This window comes from Actinomadura parmotrematis (assembly GCF_019458805.1).
GTDB lineage: Bacteria > Actinomycetota > Actinomycetes > Streptosporangiales > Streptosporangiaceae > Spirillospora > Spirillospora parmotrematis.
The window spans coordinates 260801-283396 of sequence record NZ_JAIBOA010000002.1; the positions used below are offsets into that span (position 1 = coordinate 260801).

General features: G+C 72.9%; 20 protein-coding genes. 10 read left to right on the forward strand and 10 right to left on the reverse strand.

The annotated features are described in order from the left end of the window. Positions 1 to 34: 34 nt before the first annotated feature. The 6 genes from K1Y72_RS36970 to K1Y72_RS04065 all read right to left on the reverse strand — a co-directional run bounded on the left by K1Y72_RS36970 (position 35) and on the right by K1Y72_RS04065 (position 8519). Positions 35 to 1204 carry a C40 family peptidase gene (locus K1Y72_RS36970; protein WP_220163320.1) on the reverse strand — a complete coding sequence of 390 codons (1170 nt, stop codon included), beginning with the start codon at positions 1202 to 1204 and terminating at the stop codon, positions 35 to 37. A gap of 214 nt (positions 1205 to 1418) precedes the next feature. Beyond that, positions 1419 to 3425, reverse strand: a complete 2007-nt coding sequence (locus K1Y72_RS04045; protein WP_220163321.1) for a thioredoxin domain-containing protein — start codon at positions 3423 to 3425, stop codon at positions 1419 to 1421. Between the two features lie 102 nt (positions 3426 to 3527). After that, positions 3528 to 5084 carry a recombinase family protein gene (locus K1Y72_RS04050; protein WP_220163322.1) on the reverse strand — a complete coding sequence of 519 codons (1557 nt, stop codon included), beginning with the start codon at positions 5082 to 5084 and terminating at the stop codon, positions 3528 to 3530. A gap of 240 nt (positions 5085 to 5324) precedes the next feature. Continuing rightward, positions 5325 to 6686, reverse strand: a complete 1362-nt coding sequence (locus tag K1Y72_RS04055) for a dihydrolipoyl dehydrogenase family protein (protein WP_308286882.1) — start codon at positions 6684 to 6686, stop codon at positions 5325 to 5327. A 29-nt stretch (positions 6687 to 6715) separates the two neighbouring features. Further along, positions 6716 to 7516, reverse strand: a complete 801-nt coding sequence (locus K1Y72_RS04060) for a glycoside hydrolase family 16 protein (protein ID WP_220163324.1) — start codon at positions 7514 to 7516, stop codon at positions 6716 to 6718. Between the two features lie 67 nt (positions 7517 to 7583). After that, on the reverse strand, positions 7584 to 8519 hold the full coding sequence (locus K1Y72_RS04065; protein WP_220163325.1) for a ribonuclease Z: 936 nt from the start codon (positions 8517 to 8519) through the stop codon (positions 7584 to 7586). A gap of 81 nt (positions 8520 to 8600) precedes the next feature. Between K1Y72_RS04065 and K1Y72_RS04070 the strand changes: the two genes are divergently transcribed. Beyond that, positions 8601 to 9077 carry a pyridoxamine 5'-phosphate oxidase family protein gene (locus K1Y72_RS04070; RefSeq protein ID WP_220163326.1) on the forward strand — a complete coding sequence of 159 codons (477 nt, stop codon included), beginning with the start codon at positions 8601 to 8603 and terminating at the stop codon, positions 9075 to 9077. A gap of 49 nt (positions 9078 to 9126) precedes the next feature. Here the strand turns inward: K1Y72_RS04070 and K1Y72_RS04075 are convergent, their stop codons facing one another. After that, positions 9127 to 9375, reverse strand: coding sequence for a hypothetical protein (locus tag K1Y72_RS04075; RefSeq protein WP_220163328.1), 249 nt, complete (start codon positions 9373 to 9375; stop codon positions 9127 to 9129). Continuing rightward, positions 9375 to 10229, reverse strand: coding sequence for a mycothiol conjugate amidase Mca (gene mca / locus K1Y72_RS04080; protein ID WP_220163634.1), 855 nt, complete (start codon positions 10227 to 10229; stop codon positions 9375 to 9377). The genes K1Y72_RS04075 and mca overlap by 1 nt, the downstream gene beginning before the upstream one ends. Positions 10230 to 10447: 218 nt before the next feature. Here mca and K1Y72_RS04085 point away from each other — a divergent pair, with 218 nt between their 5' ends. After that, on the forward strand, positions 10448 to 10852 hold the full coding sequence (locus tag K1Y72_RS04085; RefSeq protein WP_220163330.1) for a DUF4307 domain-containing protein: 405 nt from the start codon (positions 10448 to 10450) through the stop codon (positions 10850 to 10852). Positions 10853 to 11049: 197 nt separating this feature from the next. Then, entirely contained in the window at positions 11050 to 11550 is a 501-nt protein-coding gene (greA, locus tag K1Y72_RS04090; protein ID WP_220163332.1) for a transcription elongation factor GreA, read from the forward strand. Positions 11551 to 11735: 185 nt separating this feature from the next. Here greA and K1Y72_RS04095 read toward each other — a convergent pair whose 3' ends face one another. Continuing rightward, entirely contained in the window at positions 11736 to 12215 is a 480-nt protein-coding gene (locus tag K1Y72_RS04095; protein WP_220163334.1) for an Lrp/AsnC family transcriptional regulator, read from the reverse strand. A gap of 121 nt (positions 12216 to 12336) precedes the next feature. Here K1Y72_RS04095 and hppD point away from each other — a divergent pair, with 121 nt between their 5' ends. The 7 genes from hppD (at position 12337) to K1Y72_RS04130 (ending at position 21310) form a co-directional block, all read left to right on the forward strand. Continuing rightward, positions 12337 to 13431: a 4-hydroxyphenylpyruvate dioxygenase gene (hppD, locus tag K1Y72_RS04100; protein ID WP_220163336.1), complete on the forward strand. Its 1095-nt coding sequence runs from the start codon at positions 12337 to 12339 to the stop codon at positions 13429 to 13431. Positions 13432 to 13510: 79 nt separating this feature from the next. Further along, positions 13511 to 14146 (forward strand): DUF4190 domain-containing protein, encoded by a 636-nt coding sequence (locus tag K1Y72_RS04105; RefSeq protein ID WP_220163338.1) that lies wholly within the window; start codon positions 13511 to 13513, stop codon positions 14144 to 14146. Positions 14147 to 14257: 111 nt separating this feature from the next. Beyond that, on the forward strand, positions 14258 to 14881 hold the full coding sequence (locus K1Y72_RS04110; protein WP_220163340.1) for an RDD family protein: 624 nt from the start codon (positions 14258 to 14260) through the stop codon (positions 14879 to 14881). A gap of 60 nt (positions 14882 to 14941) precedes the next feature. Next, positions 14942 to 16483, forward strand: a complete 1542-nt coding sequence (locus K1Y72_RS04115) for a M1 family metallopeptidase (RefSeq protein ID WP_308286883.1) — start codon at positions 14942 to 14944, stop codon at positions 16481 to 16483. 157 nt (positions 16484 to 16640) lie between these two features. Beyond that, entirely contained in the window at positions 16641 to 18341 is a 1701-nt protein-coding gene (locus tag K1Y72_RS04120; protein WP_308286884.1) for a M1 family metallopeptidase, read from the forward strand. Continuing rightward, positions 18338 to 19762, forward strand: a complete 1425-nt coding sequence (locus tag K1Y72_RS04125) for a M1 family metallopeptidase (RefSeq protein WP_308286885.1) — start codon at positions 18338 to 18340, stop codon at positions 19760 to 19762. The genes K1Y72_RS04120 and K1Y72_RS04125 overlap by 4 nt, the downstream gene beginning before the upstream one ends. A 171-nt stretch (positions 19763 to 19933) precedes the next feature. Beyond that, positions 19934 to 21310: a M1 family metallopeptidase gene (locus tag K1Y72_RS04130; RefSeq protein WP_308286886.1), complete on the forward strand. Its 1377-nt coding sequence runs from the start codon at positions 19934 to 19936 to the stop codon at positions 21308 to 21310. Between the two features lie 51 nt (positions 21311 to 21361). On the opposite strand, the gene ilvA is transcribed toward K1Y72_RS04130, so the two are convergent. After that, the gene (gene ilvA / locus K1Y72_RS04135; protein ID WP_308286887.1) at positions 21362 to 22582 is read right to left on the reverse strand and encodes a threonine ammonia-lyase; all 1221 of its coding nucleotides are present in this window, start codon (positions 22580 to 22582) and stop codon (positions 21362 to 21364) included. Between the last annotated feature and the right edge of the window lie 14 nt (positions 22583 to 22596).

Here is a 22596-nt window from a genome sequence, read left to right on the forward strand (position 1 = left end):
GCCAGAAGGGAGTTCGGGCCGCGGGCGGCGCGCGCTACCCGGAGATGCGGCCCGACAGCTGCGGGTTGACCCGGACGACGCCCTTGAGGTTGCGGGTGTAGACGTTCTGGACCTGCACGACCGTGCCGGTGTGCGGGGCCGCGACCATCTTGCCGCCGCCGATGTAGAGGGCGATGTGGGAGATGTAGCCCGGCGCCGTCGGGTCGTTGGCCCAGATCAGCATGTCGCCCGGCTGCGCCTTGCTGTAGGGCAGCACCCACCCGGCGCGGGCCTGGTCGGCGGCGACGCGCGGCAGCCGGATCCCGGCGCGGGCGAACGCGTACTGCATGAGGCCCGAGCAGTCGTAGCCGCCTTCGGCCTCGGACTCCCCGCCCCACACGTAGGGCCAGCCGAGCCGCGTGTAGGCGGCCTTGATGACGGTGCGCACCTGCAGCGCGCTCATCACCTGCCCGTTGGACTTCGGCGCGGCCCCGGCGCTCGGGTAGTCGATCTCGGGGTTCACCTCGACGGCCTTGGCCTGCTTCGGCAGCACCTTCTTCAGCGCCTTGATGAACGCCGCCGGCTTCACCTTCGGAACGCTGATCAGCATCGCGTTCGACACCGGCATGCCGAGGCTCTGCGCCGTCGAGTGCGAGATGACCGCGTCCACGTCGCCGATGCCCATGGTGGCGTAGGCGCCGACGCGGACCTGCGTCTGCCGCTCGTTGCCGCCGACCGGGACCTGGCTGCCGAGCTTCACGCCGCCGTCGCTGCCCATGGTGAACGAGATCGCCGCGTCGCCGCCCGCGACGTTGCGCCACAGGGCGTCGGACTGCGCGGTCGGCTTCGGCGTGTAGTTGCGGAACGTCGACGGGTCGACGCCGAGCAGCCCGACGCGCTTGCCCGCGACCATCGCCTGGACGGCGTCCACCACCTCGACGCCGCGCACGCCCTTGGCGTGCCGGACCCTGTCGATGACGGTGCCGGGCAGCGCGGTCGGCGCGGCGACCAGCACGTGCGGGGTGAGCCGCTTGCCGAGCGGCGCGACCGGCGCCGTGGTGGCGTCGGCGGCGGCGACGAACCGGGCGCGCGTCTCCGACCGCGGGCGCGCCTGCGGCGGCGCGCCCCCGTCGCGGGTCACCAGGACCGTGACGTTCGCGGCAAGAGTGGTGACCACCGTGACGCCGATGATCGTCGGTAGCACCCGGCGGCCCGGCTTGCGCACGGCAACACTCCCTCGTCCATCGCCCGGAGACCGGCCCCACGACTATGCCGCGCGGCCCGGCCATCGTCCAGATACCCGGCGCATCCACCGGCACCCTGACACCCGGGGCCGCGTTCCGTCAGCCCCGCCTCCGCTACCAAGAGGTAACACCAAGCGGCAGGGAGATCAAGGTCACACTGCCACAAAATGGACCCCGGGTCCAATTACGCCGGTGTCACGCCCGCAACTCCGCCACCAGCTCCGCCGAGGTCGTCACGGGCAGCCGGCAGGCGAAGTCGCGGCAGACGTACGCCGCCGGGGCGCCGCCCACCAGACCCCGCCCGGCCAGCAGCGGCACGCGCTCGTCCCCCGGTGCCCCGACGCTGACGACCGCGCCCGGCGAGACCGCCAGCAGCGCGGTGCGGTGCAGGTCACGGGTCCGCCGGTCGTCCGATTCTCCCACGACCGCGACCTCCAGCGGACCCGCCACATGGGCCTCCGCGACCGCCAGACCCCACCCGGCGAACCGGGCGTGCTTGGCCGCCAGCGTCCGCGCGGGTGCGAGCGCCCCCTCGGCCGCCTCCCGGTGCCGCTGCGACCCGGTGAGCGCCGCGTACGACAGCAGCGCGCCCGCCGCAGCGAACTGCCCCGACGGCGTCGCGTTGTCGGTGGGGTCCTGCGGGCGGCGGAACAGCCGCTCGGCGTCGTCGGCGGTGTCGTAGAAACCGCCCGCGCCGTCGGGGAAGTGCTCCAGCACCGCGTCCAGCAGCGTCCCGGCAAGCTCGACGTGCGCGGCGTCACCGGTGACGGCGTGCAGGGCGACGAGGCCCTCGGCCACGTCGGCGTAGTCCTCCAGCACGCCCGCGTTGGCACCGGCCGCGCCATCGCGCGAGGTGCGGGCCAGCCGACCGCCGTCCAGGTGCACGCCCGCCAGCAGGCGCGCCACCTCCCCGGCCGCCTCGACCAGATCGGGCCGCTCGAACAGCGCACCGCACTCGGCGAGCGCCGCGACGGCCAGCCCGTTCCAGGCCGCGACCACCTTGTCGTCGCGCGCCGGAGGCACCCGCTGCGCGCGCGCGGCGAGCAGCGCGTTCCGCACCCGCGCGTAGCGTTCGGCGTCGTCGGGATCGCGCAGCAACTGCAGGACGGACGTGCCGTGCTCGAACGTCCCCGTCACCTCGAACAGCCCCGCCGCCCACGCGCCGTCCTCGTCCCCGAGCACCTCGCGCAACTGCTCGGGCGTCCACACGTAGTAGCGGCCCTCCTCGCCCTCGCTGTCGGCGTCCAGCGCCGACGCGAGACCGCCCTGCTCCGTCCGCAGGTCGCGCAACATCCAGTCGCAGGTCTCCACCGCGATCCGCCGCGCGAACGGGCTCCCGGTGATCCGCCACCAGTGCGCGTAGACGCGCGCGAGCAGCGCGTTGTCATAGAGCATCTTCTCGAAGTGCGGGACCAAAGGTCCACCGGTACTCGGAGTGAGTACGTACCGGTGGAAACCACCTCCCACTTGGTCATAGAGGCTCGAGCGAGCCATCGCCTCGCAGAGCCCCTCCGCCATGTGCAGTGCCTCGGCCGAGCCGGCACGGACGTGGTGACGCAGCAGGAACTCGATCACCATCGACGGGGGGAACTTGGTGTCCCCTCTGAACCAACCGCTCGCCGGATCGACGTCCCGGGCCAGCCGGAGGAGGGCCGAAGCCTGGGTCTCCTCCGTGGGCGCTCCGGGATCCGCGATGGCCGGCTTCCGTCCGGCGAGCTCCTGCGTGATCTTTCCCGCGATCTCCGCCACCTCGTCCCGCCCGCCCGTCCAGGCGCTGTGCACGCCTTCGAGCACCTGACGGAAGGACGCCATGCCATGGCGAGCGCGAGGCGGGAAGTACGTACCGAAATAGAAGGGCTCTCCGTCCGGGGTCAGCCACACCGACATCGGCCAGCCGCCCTGCCCGGTGACCGCCTGCACAGCCTCCATGTAGACCGCGTCCACATCAGGCCGCTCCTCACGGTCCACCTTCACCGACACGAAGTGCTCGTTCATGTACGCAGCGGTCTCGTCGTCCTCGAAGGACTCGCGCTCCATGACATGGCACCAGTGGCAGGCGCTGTAGCCGACGCTCAAGAACACAGGGACATCACGTCGCCGGGCTTCCGCGAACGCGTCCGCCTCCCAGGGCCACCAGTCGACGGGGTTGTCCGCGTGCTGGAGGAGATACGGAGACGTGGCCTGGGCGAGTCGGTTGGGCATACCTCCATCCTCGCTCACCCACCCCCGTCCCGCCCATCCGCCATGGGCGGCTCAAGCCGCGCGGATGCAGCCCGGTCCGAAGGCTCCCGCTTTACTCTGGACTCACTCCCAGGTCGTCGCGACGTCGTTCGACAGCCAGTCGAATTCAAGGCGTTCCAAGATCGGAGTGCGGTCCCCTTGCCGCGCTGCGGGCCTGACGGTGACGCCCCGCTCCCCCAACGCGCATTTCAGGAGCATGCGCTTGTCCACCGTGTCGGCCGCTTCCCAGGCATCCTGCAGGACCGGGACCCGGGTGAGCTGCGACAGGTCCGCCCGTGCGTCCAGCGCCTCAAGATTCGCAGCGGCGCTCGCGATGACGGCGCGCTGCCCTTCGCTCAACTCCTCGAAGCGCTCTTCGTCCATCTTCCCGTACACGTAGAAGTCGTCTTCGAGTTTTTTCACACGACGCCGAGCCGCCTCGAGAACCTTCTGGATCTCCTTCCTCCTCGCCTGCGTTTCCGGGTCCATGAAGGCGAGCCAACGACGGGCCATCTCGATGACCACCGGGTCGTCGGGCTCAAGGGTTGCGACGTGACGGACCCAGGCTTGCCCGACCGCGCGGTCGAGACGGTCGGCGAGTGTCGCCACTCCCTTGCAGATCGACTCGCCCCGCGTCTGCCTGACTTCGCACCGGTAGCGTCCGCCGCGATGGCCCATCGAGCCGCCGCACGGTTCGAGCTCGCCCGTGCCGCTCTTGTCCCGCAGCCGTCCGCATCGGTAACTGCCCGTCCCCAGGTACTTCGCCGCCGGCTTTCCCTTCGCCCACCGATCATCGGTCCGCGCGGCGATGAGTGCCTTGATCTTGAACCACTCGCCCGGCGTCACCACCCCTTCCCCGCACATGACGACTTCGCCCAGCCCATCGCGCAGGGGTTCGCCGTACCCCGCCCAGCTACCCAGAGGGTCACCGTGCTCATCCGTCCTGCGGCGCCGGACCGGGACCATGCCCGCGAAGAGCGGGGACTGAGCGAGTTTGCTCACCGCCGTGGGCGACCAGGTGGCACCACTCCGGGTCCGGCGCCCCTCCTCGTTGAGCCGATGGGCGATCTCCTTCGTCGTCTTCTTGTCGAGCAGGAGATCCGCCAGCCGGCGAGCCGTTCCGTACTCGTCGGCATGAGGTTCGACCTTGCCGCTCCCGGGCGGACTGTAAAGGCCGAAGGGCGGTCTCCCCGTCCCTCTCCGTCCTTCCGCCTTGTGCGCGTCATGGCCGACCTTCACGCGCTGCGCCATGTCCTTCGCCTCATCCCTCGCGCGCTCGCTCAGGATCGCGAAGACGATGCGGCCGCCCTGTGACGAGTCCAGCCCTTCCGACACGGAAACGAGCCGTGATCTTCGACGGTCGAACTCATCGAGCATCCGGCCCACCGCTCCCATACCGCGCCGGTCGAAGCGGTCGGTCTTCCACACGCCGAGCGTCGTGGACTCGCCGTCCATGACCGCTTGCGTGGCCTTCTCGAACTCCCTGCGTCGTACGTACGCCTTGGAAGCCGATAGCTGCTCGAACCAGACATGACGGATCTGAAGCCCGTTCGCCTGCGCCCAGCCCACCATGCTTCGCAGATGCCCCCGCAACGTGGCCAGGTCCTCCTTCTTGCCGCTCCGCCGCAGGTAGACGTCCATGAGGACGGACGGGTCCGCTACTGCGGGTCTGTCCAGCCCAAGGGATTCCAATTCCCCGGGACCGAACCCCAGTCCGACGAGCGTCGCGTGATCCTCGCGCACCGCACCCCTCCCATTCCCGCAGGAGACAATACGGAAGCGATGGATCTCAGGCGGCCGCTTTCACAAAGTGCGGAACAGTCCAGCCGACACTCGCCGGGACCACGCCGACCCGCCGTCCTCGCGTTCCGGGGGCGGCCGTTATGAGTCGAGGTCGGCGAGGGCGGTCTCCAGGGCGCGGTGGAAGGTGGGGTAGGCGTAGATCATGGTGCGGAGGGTGGCGGTCGGGACCTCGGCCTTGACGGCCAGGGTGAGCAGGCCGAGGATCTCGCCGCCCGCCGGGCCCGCGACGGTGGCGCCGACGAGGGTGCCCCACTCGGCGTCCTCGACGAGCTTGATGAAGCCGTCGTTGTCGACCTTCTGGATCCAGCCGCGGCTGGAGTCGGCGATCCGCGTGCTGCCGGTGCGGACGGCGAGGCCCTGCTCGCGGGCCTGCGCCTCGGTGATGCCGACCGAGCCGATCTCGGGGTCGGTGAAGGTGACGCGCGGGACGGCGCGGTAGTCGGCGGGCGGGCCCTCCTGCTCCAGGATCGAGCGGACCGCGATGGCCGACTGGTACATCGACATGTGCGTGAAGGCGCCCTTGCCGGTGATGTCGCCGATCGCCCAGAGGCCGTCGCCCGCGCGCAGGTGCTCGTCGACGGGGACCGAGCGGGCCGACTCGTCCAGGCCGACGGCGGCGAGGCCGAGGCCCTTCAGGTTGGGGCGGCGGCCGGTGGCGACGAGGACCTGCTCGGCGGTGAGGTCGCCGCCGCTCGTGCGGACCGTGAACGCCTTCCCGTCGTGGGAGACGGCCTCGATGGAGGTGTCGCAGCGGACGTCGATGCCCTCGCGGGTGAAGACGTCCGCCAGCATCGCGCTGGACTCGGGCTCCTCGACGGCGAGGATGCGCGGGCCGCGCTCGATCATGGTGACGGCGGTGCCGAAGCGGCGGAAGACCTGCGCGAGCTCGGCGCCGACGAAGCCGCCGCCGAGGATGATCAGGGAGGCGGGCGCGGCGGTGGCCTTCACCGCGTCCCGGTTGGTCCAGTAGGGGGTGCCGTCCAGGCCGTCGATCGGCGGGACGGCGGGCGCGGTGCCGGTGTTCAGCAGGACGCCGCAGCGGGCGGCGAAGACGCGGTCGCCGACGGTCACCTCGCGCGGGCCGGTGAGGCGCCCCTGGCCGCGCACGAACGTGACGCCCTTGTCCTCCAGGGCTTTGACGTGCGAGGCGTCGTCCCAGTCGTTCGTCGCCTCGTTCTTCAAACGGTCGGCGACCACGGACCAGTCGGGCTCGACGGTCGCCGTGCCGGCCATGCCGGGGACGCGGCGGGCGTCCTCCAGCAGCCCGGCCGCCCGCACCATGATCTTGGTGGGGACGCAGGCGTAGAACGGGCACTCGCCGCCGGCGAGGCCGGCCTCCACGGCCACGACCGCGAGGCCCGCCTCCGCGAGGCGGCCCGCGGCGTCCTCGCCGCCGGGGCCGAGACCGATCACTACGACGTCGACTTCTTCGGTGCTCACGCCGAACTCCTGCCCAGGTTGCGATGCGTCTAATGGGGCGCGCGGTAAATGCGCGCCCAGTCCACGTACATGCTGACCCATCGGGGCGTCGCGCGCGTCCGGCAGAACCCCGGTCCGCGGTCGCACACCTGGTCGTTCTGCAGGGCGAGGCCCATCCGGCTGCGCTCGGGGGTGAGGGGGCCGCGGTAGTCCCAGACGCGGCGGCCGTCCTTCCAGAAGGTGAGGCGGTGCGGCAGCCAGTCGAGGGCGAAGACGTGCCAGCGGGTGAAGTCGCCGTCCACGCTGCGCTGGAGCTGGGTGCCCTCGGGCCCGTGGTGGACGAACAGGCCGGTGCTGCGCCGGGACGGGTCGATCATCTCGGCGAAGTTGATCTCGGCGGCCTCGGGGGCGCCGAACACCTTCGGCCAGAGCAGCGCGACCGCCGAGTAGCCGACGCCGCGGTCGGCGCGCATCCGCACCTCCCAGCGGCCGTGGGTGAGGTGCAGCCGGGACGCGATGCCGCCCGACAGGTCGCGGCCGCCGTAGAGGCCGCCGGTGAGCTTGAGGGCGCCGCCGGTGACGGTCGTCGCGGCGGCGGTGCGGGGGTTCACGGCGGCGTCGGGCGAGTCGTAGACGACCCACTTCGCGGGGTCGACGCGGTCGCCGTCGAAGTCGTCGGAGACGGCGGGCCGCCCCCAGGGGGAGGCGGGCGGCGCCGACTTGGGGTAGAGCGTCGGCACCGGCCAGTCCGGGAGAGGCGGCGCGGGCGACGCGGCGGCCGTCCCGCAGGCGGCGGCCGAAACCAGGACGAGGGCGGCCGCACCGGCACGGGCGGCTCCAGAAGGCCACATGGCCCCATGGAAACAGCGCGGGCGGGAGGTACCGGCAGAGATGCCGATAGTCGCCGAACGCTTGCGATCAGGGGCGCTGACGTTTCGGCACCGGCACGCGATCGAGGTCGTGCACGAGGACGATCTCGCCCCCGTAGGCGGCCGCCGCCTGCTCGACGAACAGCGGCTCGTCCTCGGTCCGGTAGCGCTCGGAGAAGTGCGTGAGGACGAGGCGCCGCACGCCCGCCCCCGCCGCGACCTTCCCGGCCTGGCCCGCCGTCAGGTGGCCGTGCTCGGCGGCGAGGCCCGCGTCGGCGTCCAGGAACGTCGACTCGATGACCAGCATGTCGGCGCCGTCCGCGAGCGCCTCGACGCCCTCGCAGAGCCGGGTGTCCATGACGAACGCGACCTTCTGGCCGGGGCGCGGGACGCTGCACTCGGCGAGGGTGACGGTGCCCCCGCCGGGGGCGGTGACGCGGCCGTCGCGCCGCAGGGCCGACACGAGCGGGCCTTGGACGCCGCGCGCGGCGAGCTCGGCGGGCAGCATCGTGACGCCGTCGGGCTCGGCGATCCGGTAGCCGTAGGACTCCACGGGGTGCGACAGGCGCCGCGCGGTGAGGGCGAACGGCGCGCCTCCCGTGTCGAGCGCGAAGGCGTCGCCGCTCACCGGCTGCTCGCGGATCACGGTCGTGTCCTGGAAGGCGCTGGCGTGGCGCAGCCGCTCCCAGAACCGCGCCCCGGACGCCGGGAAGGCGGCGTCCACGCGGTGCCGGACGCCGTCGCGCGCGATCCGCTGGACGATGCCGGGCACGCCCAGGCAGTGGTCGCCGTGGAAGTGGGTGACGCAGATCCACGTCAGCTCGCTCGCCGAGGCGCCGCCGAAGGTGAGCTGGCGCTGCGTCCCCTCGCCGGGGTCGAACAGCAGGCCGTGGCCGTCCCAGCGCAGCAGGTAGCCGTTGTGGTTGCGGTGCCTGGTGGGGACGGCGCTGGCCGAGCCGAGGACCAGCAGTTCGCGTACCGACATGGAGTCCATGGTGCCGGGTGCGGCGACCTAGTAAGCGATTGTTTATGGTGGGCGGGCACCACCCGACGAAGGGAGCCCCCCATGGCCGGCGGCAAGCGCGACAAGATCAGGATGAGTCCGGAGGAGGTCGCGGACTTCCTCGCCTCCAGCTTCAAGGTCCAGGTCGCCACCGTCGGCAAGGACGGCGGCCCGCACCTGGTCACCATGTTCTACGCGCTGCTCGACGGGAAGATCGCCTTCACCACCTACCGGACCTCGCAGAAGGTCCTCAACCTGCGCCGCGACCCCGCCATGACGTGCCTGGTCGAGGACGGCGTCGAGTACGGCGAGCTGCGCGGCGTCGCCCTGCACGGCAAGGGCCGCGTCGTCGAGGACATCGAGGAGCTGATGAAGATCGGCTCGGTGGTCGGGTCGCGGATGGCCGGGCTGCCCGTCCCCGAGGTCGGCGAGCCCATCGACCCGGCGCTCGCCGACGGCATCCGCCAGGCCATGTCCAAGCGCGTCCTCGTCGTCATGGAGCCCGACCGGATCGCCAGCTGGGACCACCGCAAGGCGTGACGGCGCGCCGGGCGCCCCGCGCGGGGCGCCCGGACGGCGGGACGGCGCGTCAGCCGGCGTCCGGCGGAGCCTCGCCCCGGGCGGCGGCGTCCGCGCGGACCGCCTCGGCCCGCTCCCACTCCTCCTGCTTGAGCTGCGCCTCGCTCGGCGCCTGGATCCGCTTGATCTGCTTGTTCATCGAGCGGATCAGCAGGTACGTGGCGAACGCCAGCGCGAGGAACACCCCGAAGCCGAGGAAGCCCGGGGAGACCGTGTCGTTGTTCAGCGGCAGGTTGTTGTCCGCGAGGATGGCGAGCATCAGAGAGACACCTTCTCCCGAACGCCGGCGAACAGGTCGTCCTCCGGCAGTTCGGTGTCGACGAGGGACCTGGCCAGATGGTAGTCCTCGGTCGGCCATGCCTCCCGCTGGACGTCCAGCGGGACCGCGAACCAGAAGCCGTTCGGGTCGATCTGGGTGGCGTGGGCGAGCAGCGCGCGGTCGCGCGTCTCGAAGAAGTCGCCGCACGGGACGCGGGTGGTGACCTCCCACTGCGGCGGGGCGTCCTCCAGCCGCTTGATCCAGTCCTCGTAGGGGGACTCCAGGCCCGCGTCGAGCATGGCCCGGTGCAGCGTCAGCGTCCGCTCCTTGGTGAAGGTCATGTGGTAGTAGAGCTTCAGCGGCTGCCACGGGTCGCCGGTCCCCGGGTACCGCTCGGGGTCGCCGGCCGCCTCGAACGCCTCCACCGACACCTCGTGGCACTTGACGTGGTCGGGGTGCGGGTAGCCGCCCCGCTCGTCGTAGGTGAGGATCACGTGCGGGCGGAACTCGCGGACGATGCGCACCAGCGGCTCGGACGCGGCGTCCAGCGGCTCCAGCGCGAAGCAGCCCTCGGGCAGCGGCGGCAGCGGGTCGCCCTCGGGGAAGCCGGAGTCGACGAACCCGAGCCAGCGCTGCTCGACGCCGAGGATCTCGCGGGCCCGCGCCATCTCCTCGTTGCGGACCCGGCCGATGTTCGCCTCGATCTCCGGCCGCTCCATCGCCGGGTTGAGGATGCTGCCGCGCTCGCCGCCCGTGCAGGTGACCACCATCACCTCGACGCCGTCGGCGACGTAGCGCGCCATCGTGGCGGCGCCCTTGCTCGACTCGTCGTCGGGATGGGCGTGCACGGCCATCAGCCGCAGCCCCGACCCGGAGCCGGCCCCGGACCGGGCCGGGCCGCGGTTCTCCGCGGCGCTCTCCAGGGACTCCTCCACGGACTCCGACACTGGGGCTTCTCCCTCGTTCAGCGGGCGATCGCGCCGCCTCGGGGGCACCCTGGTGCAGAGCACGGGACGGCACGGAAGAGAATTGTTCCTGACAACGCCCGCCACCCGCATGGAGATTCCCCGCCATGGCCACCAGCGCCCCGCAGATCGACAAGGCCGGCGGGCACGACCCGCACGAGCGCCGGGGCCTCGGGCTCGCCGGCTGGATCGTGTGCGGCACGCTGGCCCTGCTGTTCGCCGGCGGCTGGGCGGTGATCTACTCCCACGTGGGGCAGACGCCGGGCATATCCTCGCAGACCTACACCTGGAACGTGCGGAGCGACCAGCGCGTCGAGGTCAGCTACATGATCTCCAAGCCGAAGGGCGACACCGTGCGCTGCACCCTCCAGGCGTACGACACCGGGTTCGCCACCGTCGGGCAGCGCGAGGTCGTCGCCCCCGCCGGCGTGGAGACCTACAACCGGATGGACGCGCTCACCACCACCCGCAAGGCCACCGGAGCCCAGGTGAAGGACTGCCGCAAAGCGTGACGGCGGCCCCCCGGCGCCGCCGGAACGGCAGGTGGAAGCCGGGAACGCCTTTGCCGGTTGCGGCGCCCCCGTTCAGGGAACCTTTACCCGCACACACCGGATAGGCTAGAGGTTTCACCCGGCCGCACTTCATGTCGATGTGTAGTCCGGTCCGCCCGGGCCGGACGATGATCGCAACATGTGGATGAGGAGTACCCGTGACCGAGACCCGCGCTGACAACGTCACCTGGCTCACCCAGGAGGCGTACGACCGGCTCAAGAACGAGCTGGATTACCTGTCGGGCCGGGGCCGCCGCGAGATCGCCGACAAGATCGAGGCCGCCCGCGAGGAGGGTGACCTCCGCGAGAACGGCGGCTACCACGCGGCCAAGGAGGAGCAGGGCAAGATCGAGGGCCGCATCCTGCAGCTCCAGGGCATCCTGGAGAACGCGCGCGTCGGCGAGGCGCCGCGCACCGAGGGCGTGGTCGGGCCGGGCATGACCGTCACCGTCGCCTTCGAGGGCGACGACGAGGAGGTCACCTTCCTGCTGGCCTCCCGCGAGGAGAGCGGCGCCCCCATAGACGTCTACTCGCCGAAGTCCCCCCTCGGCGCCGCGATCAACGGCAAGAAGGTCGGCGAGAAGGCCACCTACTCCCTGCCGAACGGCCGCAGCATGAGCGTCGAGATCCTCGACGCCACCCCCTACGCCGGCGGCTGACGGCGCGCTGAATCGCAGCCCCGGCCCGAGCGCTCGCCTGGCGGCTCGCACTCGACCGCGCCTGGGGCGAGTGCGACATCGCTTCGCGATCTGACCGGCGGGGGCTCGCCTCCGGCGTCGCCCCCGCCGGTCGGGTGGCGCACTCGCGTGCGGGGCCGGGGCGTCCGCGCGAAGTCAGGACCACTTCACGACGCGGGATGGGCGGCCGCAGCCCTGACGAGCGGGAGGGTGCGGGGCGGGATCTGGTTGGCCAGGGAGATCACCGTCGAGGCGCGCTCCACGCCCCCGGTCGCCACGATCATGTCGATGACGCGCTGCAGGTCGGTGTTGCTGCGGGCCACCACCCGGCACAGCATGTCGCCGCCGCCGGTGATGGTGTGCGCCTCGATCACCTCGGGCACCGCGGCGAGCCGCGCCGCCACCGGGTCGTGGCCGCCCGCCTGCCGCAGCTGGAGCGTGACGAAGGCGGTCACCGCGTAGCCGAGCGCCGCCGGGTCGATCTCCGGGCCGAAGCCGCGGATCACCCCCTGCCGGGCCAGCCGGTCGAGCCGGGCCTGCACCGTGCCGCGCGCGACGCCGAGCCGCCGCGACGCCTCCAGGACGCCGATCCGCGGCTCGGCGGCGAACAGCTCCAGCAGCCGGCCGTCCAGCGCGTCGATCGGCACGGGCCCTCCCCCATGGTCATCATGTACAGATCGCCCGGCCGCGCCGGGGTACCGCTGTACACATTGTCCACCTTTTCACGTCACTCTTGCGCACCTTGCGGGGAGATGTCGTCATGGGGGCATGGATGAGTTCCCGGTCAAGGGCATGGACGCCGTCGTCTTCGCCGTCGGCAACGCCAAGCAGGCAGCGCACTACTACTCGACCGCGTTCGGGATGCGCCGGGTGGCCTACCGCGGCCCCGAGAACGGCAGCCCGGACGAGGCCGTGCACGTCCTGGAGTCCGGCAGCGCCCGGTTCGTGTTCCGCGGGCCGGTGCGGGCGGGCACCGACATCGGGCGGCACGTCGCCGCGCACGGCGACGGCGTGGTGGACCTCGCCATCGAGGTCCCCGACGTCGAGGCCGCCTACCGGCACGCGCTCGCCAAGGGCGCGACGGGCCTGGAGGAGCCGCACGCCGAGGAGGACGAGCACGGCAAGGTCGTGCTCGCCGCCATCGCCACCTACGGCGAGACCCGGCACACCCTGGTCGACCGCTCCAACTACTCCGGCCCCTACCTGCCGGGCTTCGTCGCCGCCGACCCGATCGTGGCGCTGCCGGCGGCGAAGCGCTACTTCCAGGCGGTCGACCACTGCGTCGGCAACGTCGAGCGCATGGACGAGTGGGTGGACTTCTATCACCGCGTCATGGGCTTCACCGACATGGCCGAGTTCATCGGCGACGACATCGCCACCGAGTACTCGGCGCTGATGTCCAAGGTCGTCGCGGACGGCTCCCGCAAGGTCAAGTTCCCGCTGAACGAGCCCGCCGAGGGCAAGAAGCGGTCGCAGATCGACGAGTACCTGGAGTTCTACGGCGGCCCCGGCGTCCAGCACATCGCCCTGGCCACCAACGACATCCTCGCCTCCGTCGACCTGATGAGGGCCGCCGGCGTCGAGTTCCTGGCCACCCCGGACTCCTACTACGAGGACCCCGAGCTGCGCGCCCGCATCGGCGAGGTCCGGGCGCCGATCGAGGAGCTGCAGAAGCGGCACATCCTGGTGGACCGGGACGAGGACGGCTACCTGCTGCAGATCTTCACCAAGAACGTGCAGGACCGCCCGACGGTGTTCTTCGAGCTGATCGAGCGGCACGGCTCGCTCGGCTTCGGCAAGGGCAACTTCAAGGCGCTGTTCGAGGCGATCGAGCGGGAGCAGGACGCGCGCGGCAACCTCTGAGTCCGCCGACCGGAAACACCTGGTCAACCTGCGGGGCGGGGACGTTTCGACGGGTACCGTGCGGCCGATCCTCTCGATCATGACGCAACCGCCGCACGATCCCGACGACCGGTCGCAGCGCGAGCCGGGCGACCCGCAGGACCCCTCCTCCGGCTGGGAGGCGCCGACGTCGTCCTCGGCGGCCGGGGAGGAGGGCCGTCCGCAGTCCCCGTACGGCTCCCCGCCGTCCCAGCCGTACGGGGAGCAGCAGCCCTACGGCCAGCAGCAGCCGTACGGGCAGCAGCCGTACGGGCAGCAGCCGTACGGGCAACAGCCCTATGGCCAGCAGCCCTATGGGCAACAGCCGTACGGCCAGCAGCCCTACGGCCAGCAGGAGCCCTACGGGCAGCAGCAGCCGTACGGGGCGGCGTCCCCCTACGGGAACGCCGGGTACGGCGCGCCGCAGGGCGACAACGGGGCGAACGGCCTGGCCATCGGCAGCCTCGTCGCGGGCATCATCGGCCTGTGCTGCGGCATCGGCTCGATCGTCGCGGTCGTCCTCGGCCACCTGTCGCTGAACCGGATGAAGCGGGCGGGCAGCAGCCGCGGGCGGCCGATGGCGATCGCCGGGCTGATCCTCGGCTACCTCGGCATCGTCTTCATGATCATCGGGCTCGTCCTCGCGGCCACCGGCAACCTCCACTACGACACCGGCACCGGGCTGATCCTCACCTGACGGATCCCGGCCTGACAGATCATCCGAACCGGATATAACCGAAAGGTAAATATTCGCGGCCGGGCGGGCGCGCCGCCGCGCCGGCCGCCCGCGAGCGTCCACCCTGTCGGGATGACGCAGCCTCCGTACGATCCCGAGCAGCCGCAGCACGAGCGGCCGGGCCCCTACCAGGGGTCCTACGGCGACGCCCCCGGCGCCCCCGGCCCCTACGACCCGGCCTACGGCTACGGCCCGCCCGGGCACGCCGACCCGGCCGCCGGGCTGGCCGGACGCTGGCGGCGGCTCGGCGCCGCCGTGCTCGACTCGCTCCTCATCGGCATCGTCGGCAACCTGGTGATGCTGCCGTTCCCGCAGTTCATCGAGGCCCGGACGGTGAACGGGCAGGCGAGCCTCCACTTCCACGCGGGGGGCGCCGGCGTGCAGCTGCTCGTCGTGGTCGCCCAGTTCTTCTACTACGTGATCATGCACGCCCGGTTCGGGCAGACGCTCGGCAAGATGGCGCTGTCCATCCGGGTGGTGCGCGAGGACGACGGCGGCGCGGTGTCGTTCGGGCAGGCGGCCTGGCGGTCCGGCTTCAACTACCTGATCAGCCTCTTCACCTGCGGTGTCGGCGGGCTGCTGGACATCGCCTGGATCCTGTGGGACCCCCGCCGCCAGGCGCTGCACGACAAGGTCGCGAAGACGCTCGTGGTGGCCGCCCCGGCCGGCGCCCCCAACCCCTACGCGGGCAGGTGACCGCCTTGCGGGGTTAGCCCCAGGTTGCCCAGCCTGTCGTCCAGCGGGCAGGCTGGGCGTGTGCATACCGCCGGCAAGCCCCGAAGCCCTGTCCTCCGCGGCGCGGCGGCGCTCGCCGCCGGCCTGCTGCTCGCGGGCTGCCAGGTGACCGTCGGCCACGGGACGCGCGACGACGGCCCGGTCGCCACCGACGCGCCGATGCCCGCGACCGGCAGCGCGTCCTCGATCGGCGACCCGTACGTGCCGGGCGACGGCAACGGCGGCTACGACGTGCAGAACTACCGGCTCAAGCTGGCGATCACGCCGGGCGGCGCCAGGGAGCTGGACGGCACCGCGACGATCACCGCGAAGGCGACGTCCCGGCTGACCCGCTTCGACCTCGACCTGACCGGCCTGGACGTCGCCGAGGTCAAGGTGAACGGCGCGGCCGCCCGGTTCCAGCGCGACGGCAGCGAGCTCGTGGTGGCGCCCGCCGCGCCGGTCGCGCGGGGCGCCGCGTTCACCACGGCGGTCCGCTACTCGGGCACCCCGCAGGCGATCAACGACCCGATCCTCGGCCGGTACGGCTGGATCCGCACCCGCGACGGCGTCTTCGTCGCCTGCCAGCCGAGCGGCGCGCACACCTGGTTCCCCGGCAACGACCACCCGAGCGACAAGGCCACCTTCGACTTCGAGATCACCGCGCCGGCCGGGCTGACGGTGCTGGCGAACGGCGAGCCGGAGACGCCGCCGGCGAGCGGCGCCCCCTCGACCGCGCCGCCCGCCACCGGCGCCCCCGGCCCCGGGATCACCGCGGGCGGCGGCGGCCCGGCCGTGGTGCCCGCCGCGCACCGCGCCGAGACGACGTCGGTGTGGCACGTCCGGCAGCCGATGGCGACCTACCTGGCGACGGTGGACGTCGGCCGGTTCGACGTGCGGACCGGCACCACCCCCGGCGGCGTCAAGATCATCACGGCGGTGGACCCGACGCTGTCCACCTCGCCCGTCGACCGCTTCCACGCCCTGAACGCCCGCGTCACCGACGAGTGGACCAAGCTGTTCGGGCCGTTCCCGTTCGGCTCGACCGGCGGCATCATCGACGACGCCGACGTCGGGTTCGCGCTGGAGACCCAGACCCGCCCGGTGTACGGGTCGTTCGGGCTGGACGACACGATCGTCGCGCACGAGCTGGCCCACCAGTGGTTCGGCGACTCGGTCAGCCTCTCCCGCTGGCAGGACATCTGGCTGAACGAGGGCTTCGCCACCTACGCCGAGTGGCTGTGGGGCGAGCGGAACGGCGGCTCGACCGTCCAGCAGCAGTTCGACCAGCGCTACCGCGACGCCGGCAACAGTGAGCTGTGGGACGTCCCGCCGGGCAACCCGGGCCGGCGGCAGATGTTCGGCCGCTCGGTGTACGACCGGGGCGGCATGACGCTGGTCGCGCTCCGCCAGAAGGTCGGCGAGCAGACCTTCTACGAGATCCTGCGGACCTGGACCAAGGAGCACCGCCTGTCCACCGGCACCACGCCGCAGTTCATCGCGACGGCGAACCGGGTGTCGGGGCAGAAGCTGGACGCCTTCTTCAAGTCCTGGCTCTATGACAAGGGCCGCCCCTCCCGCTGACTCCCGGCCGGGCCCGCGCTGCAGCGCAGCGTTCAGCACAGCGGCGGTGAACGACCGGCAAGGGGTCGGGAAAGGTCGTCCCGGCCTCCCCGCGCCCGGCGGCCGTCCCCAGCAGGGTGGCAGGGTGAACGGCTCTTCAGGACGTGCCCAGGGACGAGTGACCGCCGCCGCGACCGCCGCGGCCCTGGTGGTGGCGGCGGGCGGCGCCGCCGCGGCCGCTCCCCCGGGACGGCGCGCCGCCCCCGCCCCCGCCGGGAAGGCGCGCGCCGCCGCCCCCGACGCCGAGATCGCCGCCTCCTGCGCCCCCGTCGCCCCGCCCGCGGGCGGCCCCGCCCACCGGCGGCGGGCCGTCCCGCCGCCCGAGGGCGCCCTGCCCCCCGCCTCGCCCCCGCCCGCCCCGGCGGAGCCCGTCACGCCGCCCGGCGCGAGCACCGCGCTGGACGACTGCGAGGGCCCGTCCCTGCCGCGCCCGCGCATCGTCCCGCCCGCGCCGCCGGCCGCCGCGCTCGTGCCCGCCCCGGCCGGCCCGAAGGCCGCCGGACCGGCCCGCGAGAAGATCGGCGGGCCCGGCGCCGCCGGTCTCGGCGACGCCTACTTCAAGGACGCCGGCAACGGCGGCTACGACGTCTCCCACTACGACGTCGCCCTCACCTACGACGCCGGATCGCGCGGCGTCGCCGCGACCGTCACCATCACGGCCAAGGCCACCGAGGACCTGTCGGCGTTCAACCTGGACTTCCGCGGCCCGAAGATCGTGAAGACGCTGGTCGGCGGGCGGCCCGCCGCGCGGAGCCGCAAGGGCCAGGAGCTCACCCTCACCCCCGCCGCGCCGCTCCGCGCCGGCCGCGCCTTCACCGCCGTCGTCCAGTACGCGGGGCGTCCCGGCCCGGTCCGCGCCGGATCGCTCGGCACCTACGGCTGGGTGCCGACCAAGGACGGCGCGATCGTCGTGGCCGAGCCCGACGGCGCGCCCACCTGGCTGCCCGTCAACGACCACCCCCGCGACAAGGCCACCTACGCCTTCCACGTGAAGGTCCCGAACGGGCTGCGCGCGCTCGCCAACGGCAAGCCCGCCGGCAGCGTCCGCAAGGGCGGCGCCACCACCTACCACTGGCGGGAGACGTCGCCGATGGCGAGCTACCTCGCCATGGTCGCGATCGGGAAGTTCCAGGTGCGCACCGGCAGGGCCGGGAAGATCCCCGTGATCACCGCCGTCGATCCCAAGTACGCCGCGGACGCCAAGCGGCTCCAGAGCACCACCGTCGCGGCGCTGAAATGGGAGCAGAAGGTCTTCGGGCGGTACCCGTTCGCCACGTCCGGCGGCATCGTCGACGACCCGCGCCTGGACTACGCGCTGGAGTCGCAGGAGCGGCCCGTCTACGCCGGGTTCGCCCCCGACGAGGAGTTCGTCGTCCACGAGCTGGCCCACCAGTGGTTCGGCGACTCGGTCAGCCTCTCCCGCTGGCAGGACATCTGGCTGAACGAGGGCTTCGCCACCTACGCCGAGTGGCTGTGGCAGGAGCGCGGCCACGCCGACACCGCCAAGGGGATCTACGACCGGTACTACCGGCAGCCCGCCGACTCGCCGATCTTCAGCCCGCCGCCGGGCCGCCCCGGCCGCTCGTCCCTGTTCGGCTTCTCGGTCTACATCCGCGGCGCGATGGCGCTCCAGGCGCTCCGGCAGCGGGTCGGCGACAAGGCGTTCTTCACGATCCTCAAGCGGTGGGCCGCCACCCGGGCCGGCGGCAGCGCGACGACGCCCGAGTTCGCCGCGCTCGCCGAGAAGGTCTCCGGCAAGAAGCTCGACCGGCTGTTCCAGGTGTGGCTGTACCAGAGCGGGAAGCCCCGCAAGTGGTGACCGCCCCCCGGGCCCGCCGCGCCGCCGCGGCCCTCCTGCTCGGCCCGCTCCTCGTGCCCGCCGCCGCCCACGCCGCCGCCCGGCCGGCGGGCGGCGGCTTCGCGCCCGGCGCGGCCGGCATCGGCGACCCCTACTTCCCCAGGGCCGGCAACGGCGGCTACGACGCCCGGCACTACGACATCGAGCTGGCCTACACGCCGCGCGGGCAGCACATCCGCGCCACCTCGACGATGACGGCGACCGCCACCGCCGACCTGTCCCGCTTCGACCTGGACCTCGTCGGCAACACCGTCGCGTCGGTGAAGGTGAACGGCGCGCCCGCCGCCTTCCGGCGCGACGGCCAGGAACTCGTCATCACGCCGCGGACCGGGCTGCGCAAGGGCGGGACGTTCACCGTCGCGGTCGCCTACAGCGGCTCCCCCAAGCGCCTCCAGGACCCGAACCTCGGCAGCACCGGCTGGCTGCCCACCGGCGACGGCGCCGCCGCCCTGTCCCAGCCGCAGGGCTCCACCACCTGGTTCCCGCTGAACGACCACCCCTCCGACAAGGCCACCTTCGCCTACACCGTCACCGTCCCCGAGGGCCTCACCGTCATCGCGAACGGCGAGCCCGCCGGGACGTCCCGGCGCGGCGCGACCTCGACGTTCCGGTGGGCGTCGGCGCGCCCCATGGCCGGCTACCTCGCGCTCCTGGCGATCGGCCGCTTCGACGTGCTGGACGGCCGCACCCCCGGCGGCGTCCGGTCGATCTCCGCGCAGGACCCGAAGGCGTCCGGTGACCTCGCCGGCCTGCAGCGCACCACCGGCGAGGTCACCGACTGGGAGGCGGGCCTGTTCGGCCCCTACCCCTTCGACTCGACCGGCGGCGTCGTGGACGACGAGAAGGTCGGCTACGCGCTGGAGACCCAGAACCGGCCCGCCTACCCCGGCGGAGCCGACACCCTCCTGATCGTGCACGAGCTGGCCCACCAGTGGTTCGGGAACTCGGTCGGCATCCGCCGCTGGGCCGACATCTGGCTGAACGAGGGCTTCGCCACCTACGCCGAGTGGCTGTGGACCGAGCGGCACGGCGGCCCGTCCGCCGCCGCCCGCTTCGCCGAGACCTACGCCCGGCCCGCCGACGACCCCCGCTGGCGGATCCGGCCCGCCGCGCCCGGCCGCGACCACCTGTTCGACGAGTTCGCCGTCTACCAGCGCGGCGCCATGGCGTTGCAGGCCCTGCGGACGCGGGTCGGCGACCCGTCCTTCTTCGCGACCCTGCGGGGCTGGGCCAGGCGGCACCGGCACGGCGTCGCGACGACCGCCGGGTTCGTCGCCTACGCCGAGCAGGTCTCCGGCCGGCGCCTCGGCGGCCTGTTCGACGACTGGCTCCAGCGGCCCGCCAAGCCGCCCCTCCCCGCCCCAGGCGACCAGGGCCGGTAGGGCCGGACGGGACGTCCTGGCCGATTCGATACCGAAACGCGCTTGAACCGTGGGGGGCCGCTGGGAAGCCTGGGAACGTCCCAGCGACGTTCCTGCAAGGATTGATGCTCATGAGCGGAACCCCCCCGTACCCTCGCCGCCGCGGCCCTCGGCGCCGCGGCCGCCCTGGTGGTGACGGCGGCGCCCGCGGGCGCGGCGCCGGCGGGCGCCGCCGCCCGGTACACCCCCGGCGCCCCGGGCGCCGGCGACCCCTACTTCCCCGACATGGGCAACGGCGGCTACGACGTCGCCCACTACGACGTCGCGCTGAAGTACGACGCGGCGTCCAAGGGCATCGCCGCCGTCACCGAGATCACCGCGCGGGCCACCCAGAACCTGTCCCGGTTCGACCTGGACTTCCTCGGCCCGCTGAAGATCTCCGCGCTGACCGTGGACGGCCGCCGCGCCGCCTACGCCCGCACCGGCGCCCAGGAGCTCGTCATCACGCCGCCGAAGGGCCTGCGCAAGGGCGCCCGCTTCACGGTGAAGGTCGCCTACGCCGGCGTCCCGCAGAAGATCGACGACCCGGCGCTCGGCCTGTCCGGCTGGATCGCCACGCCCGACGGCGGCGTCATGCTGAACCAGCCGATCGGCGCCGCGACCGTCTACCCCGTCAACGACACCCCCGTCGACAAGGCCACCTACACCTTCACGCTGACCGTGCCGCAGGGCCTCACCGCCCTCGCCGGCGGCGACCCGGCCGGCACCCGCACGCGCGGCGGGCTGACCACCACGCGCTGGGTCGCGCGGCAGCCCATGGCCAGCGAGCTCACGATGATCGCCATCGGGAAGTACGACGTGGTGAAGGGCCGGACGCCCGGCGGCGTCCCCAACATCACCGCCACCGACCGGGCGCTCTCCATCAGCGCCGCCACGGCCAAGACCTTCCACGACCAGACCGCCGCCGTCACCGACTGGGAGTCCTCGCTCTACGGCCGCTACCCGTTCTCCTCGACCGGCGGCCTCGTCGTCAAGGCCGGCGTCGGGTACGCGCTGGAGACCCAGGGCCGCCCCGTCTACGACCTGTCGCGCCGCCCGGGGACCGCCCCGTCCGGCGGGCTGCTCGCCCACGAGCTCGGCCACCAGTGGTTCGGCGACGCGGTCACCCCGAAGCGCTGGGCCGACATCTGGCTGAACGAGGGCTTCGCCACCTACTCCGAGTGGCTGTACGCCGAGAAGTTCTCCGGCACGCCCGTGCAGAAGAGCTTCGACGCCACCTACGACCAGCCGGCCGACGCCGACGTCTGGCAGGGCGTGGTGTCCGACCCCGGCCGTGACCACATCTTCGACGAGCTGGTCTACGACCGCGCCGCGATGGCCATCCACGTGCTGCGCGGCAAGATCGGCGACAAGGCGTTCTTCGCGCTGCTGAAGGGCTGGCCGGCCGCCTACCGGTACGGCAACGCCTCCACCGCCGACTTCGTCCGCTACGCGCAGCGGATCTCGCACAAGGACCTGTCGGTGTGGGCGAAGCAGTGGTTGTACTCGCCGGGCAAGCCCGCCGTCTGAGCCCGTCCGGCCCCGGCCCCCGCCCCGTCCGAGGGCGGGGGCCGGGGCGGTTCACGAGACGGTGATGTCGTAGCCCTCGGCGCGCAGGCGGGCGATGGCGTCCTCGCTGTGGCCGGTGCCCTGGGTCTCCAGGTGCATGAGCACCTCGACCTCGCCGACGTGCAGGCGCGCGAGGACCCGCTCGTGCATGACGTCCAGCACGTTGACGCCGAGCTCGGCGAGCTCGCTGAGCAGCGTCACGAGCGCGCCCGGCCGGTCCTTCAGCCGGCACCGCACCACCAGGTAGCGGCCCGCGTCCGCCAGGCCGTGCCGCAGCACCTTCGACAGCAGCAGCGGGTCGATGTTGCCGCCCGACAGCAGCGCCACCACCGGCGTCCGGAACGCGTAGGAGTGCTCCATCAGTGCCGCGACGCCCGCCGCGCCGGCGGGCTCCACCACCTGCTTGGCCCGTTCCAGGCAGAACAGCAGCGCCTGCGACAGCGACTCCTCGGTGACGGTGACGACGGCGTCCACCAGCTCGGCGACGAGGTCGTAGGTGAGGTCGCCCGGCCGGCCCACCGAGATGCCGTCGGCCATCGTCGGCTGGACCGTCACGGTCGTCGGCCGCCCGGCCGCCAGCGACGCCGGGAACGCGGCGGCCCGCTTGGCCTGCGCCCCGACGACCTTCACCTGGGGGCCGCCCTCGGCCTTCCGCGCCGCCCGCAGCGCGCTCGCCACGCCGGACATCAGGCCGCCGCCGCCGACCGCGCCGACGACGGTCGCGACGTCCGGGAGCTGCTCCAGGATCTCCAGCCCGATGGTGCCCTGCCCGGCGACGACGTCGGGATGGTCGAACGGGTGGATGAACACCGCGCCCGTCTCGGCGGCGTGCTCCTCCGCCGCGACCAGGCACTCGTCCACCGTCGGGCCGGGGAAGCGCACCTCGGCGCCGTACGCGCGGGTCGCGGCGACCTTCGGCAGCGGCGCCCCCGCGGGCATGAACACCGTCGCCTTGCAGCCCAGCATCGACGCGGCGAGCGCGACGCCCTGCGCGTGGTTGCCGGCGCTCGCCGCGACCACCCCGCCGGCCCGCTCGGCCTCGCTCAGCCGGGCGATCCGCACGTACGCGCCGCGGATCTTGAACGAGCCGGTGCGCTGCAGGTTCTCGCATTTGAGGTAGACCGGCCCGCCGATCGCCTCGGACAGCGCCCGGGAATGGATCAGCGGGGTGGGGACGGCGACGGCGCGCAGCATCTCGCGCGCGGCCCGGATGTCTTCGAGAGCGACCGACACGCCCCGATCTTCCC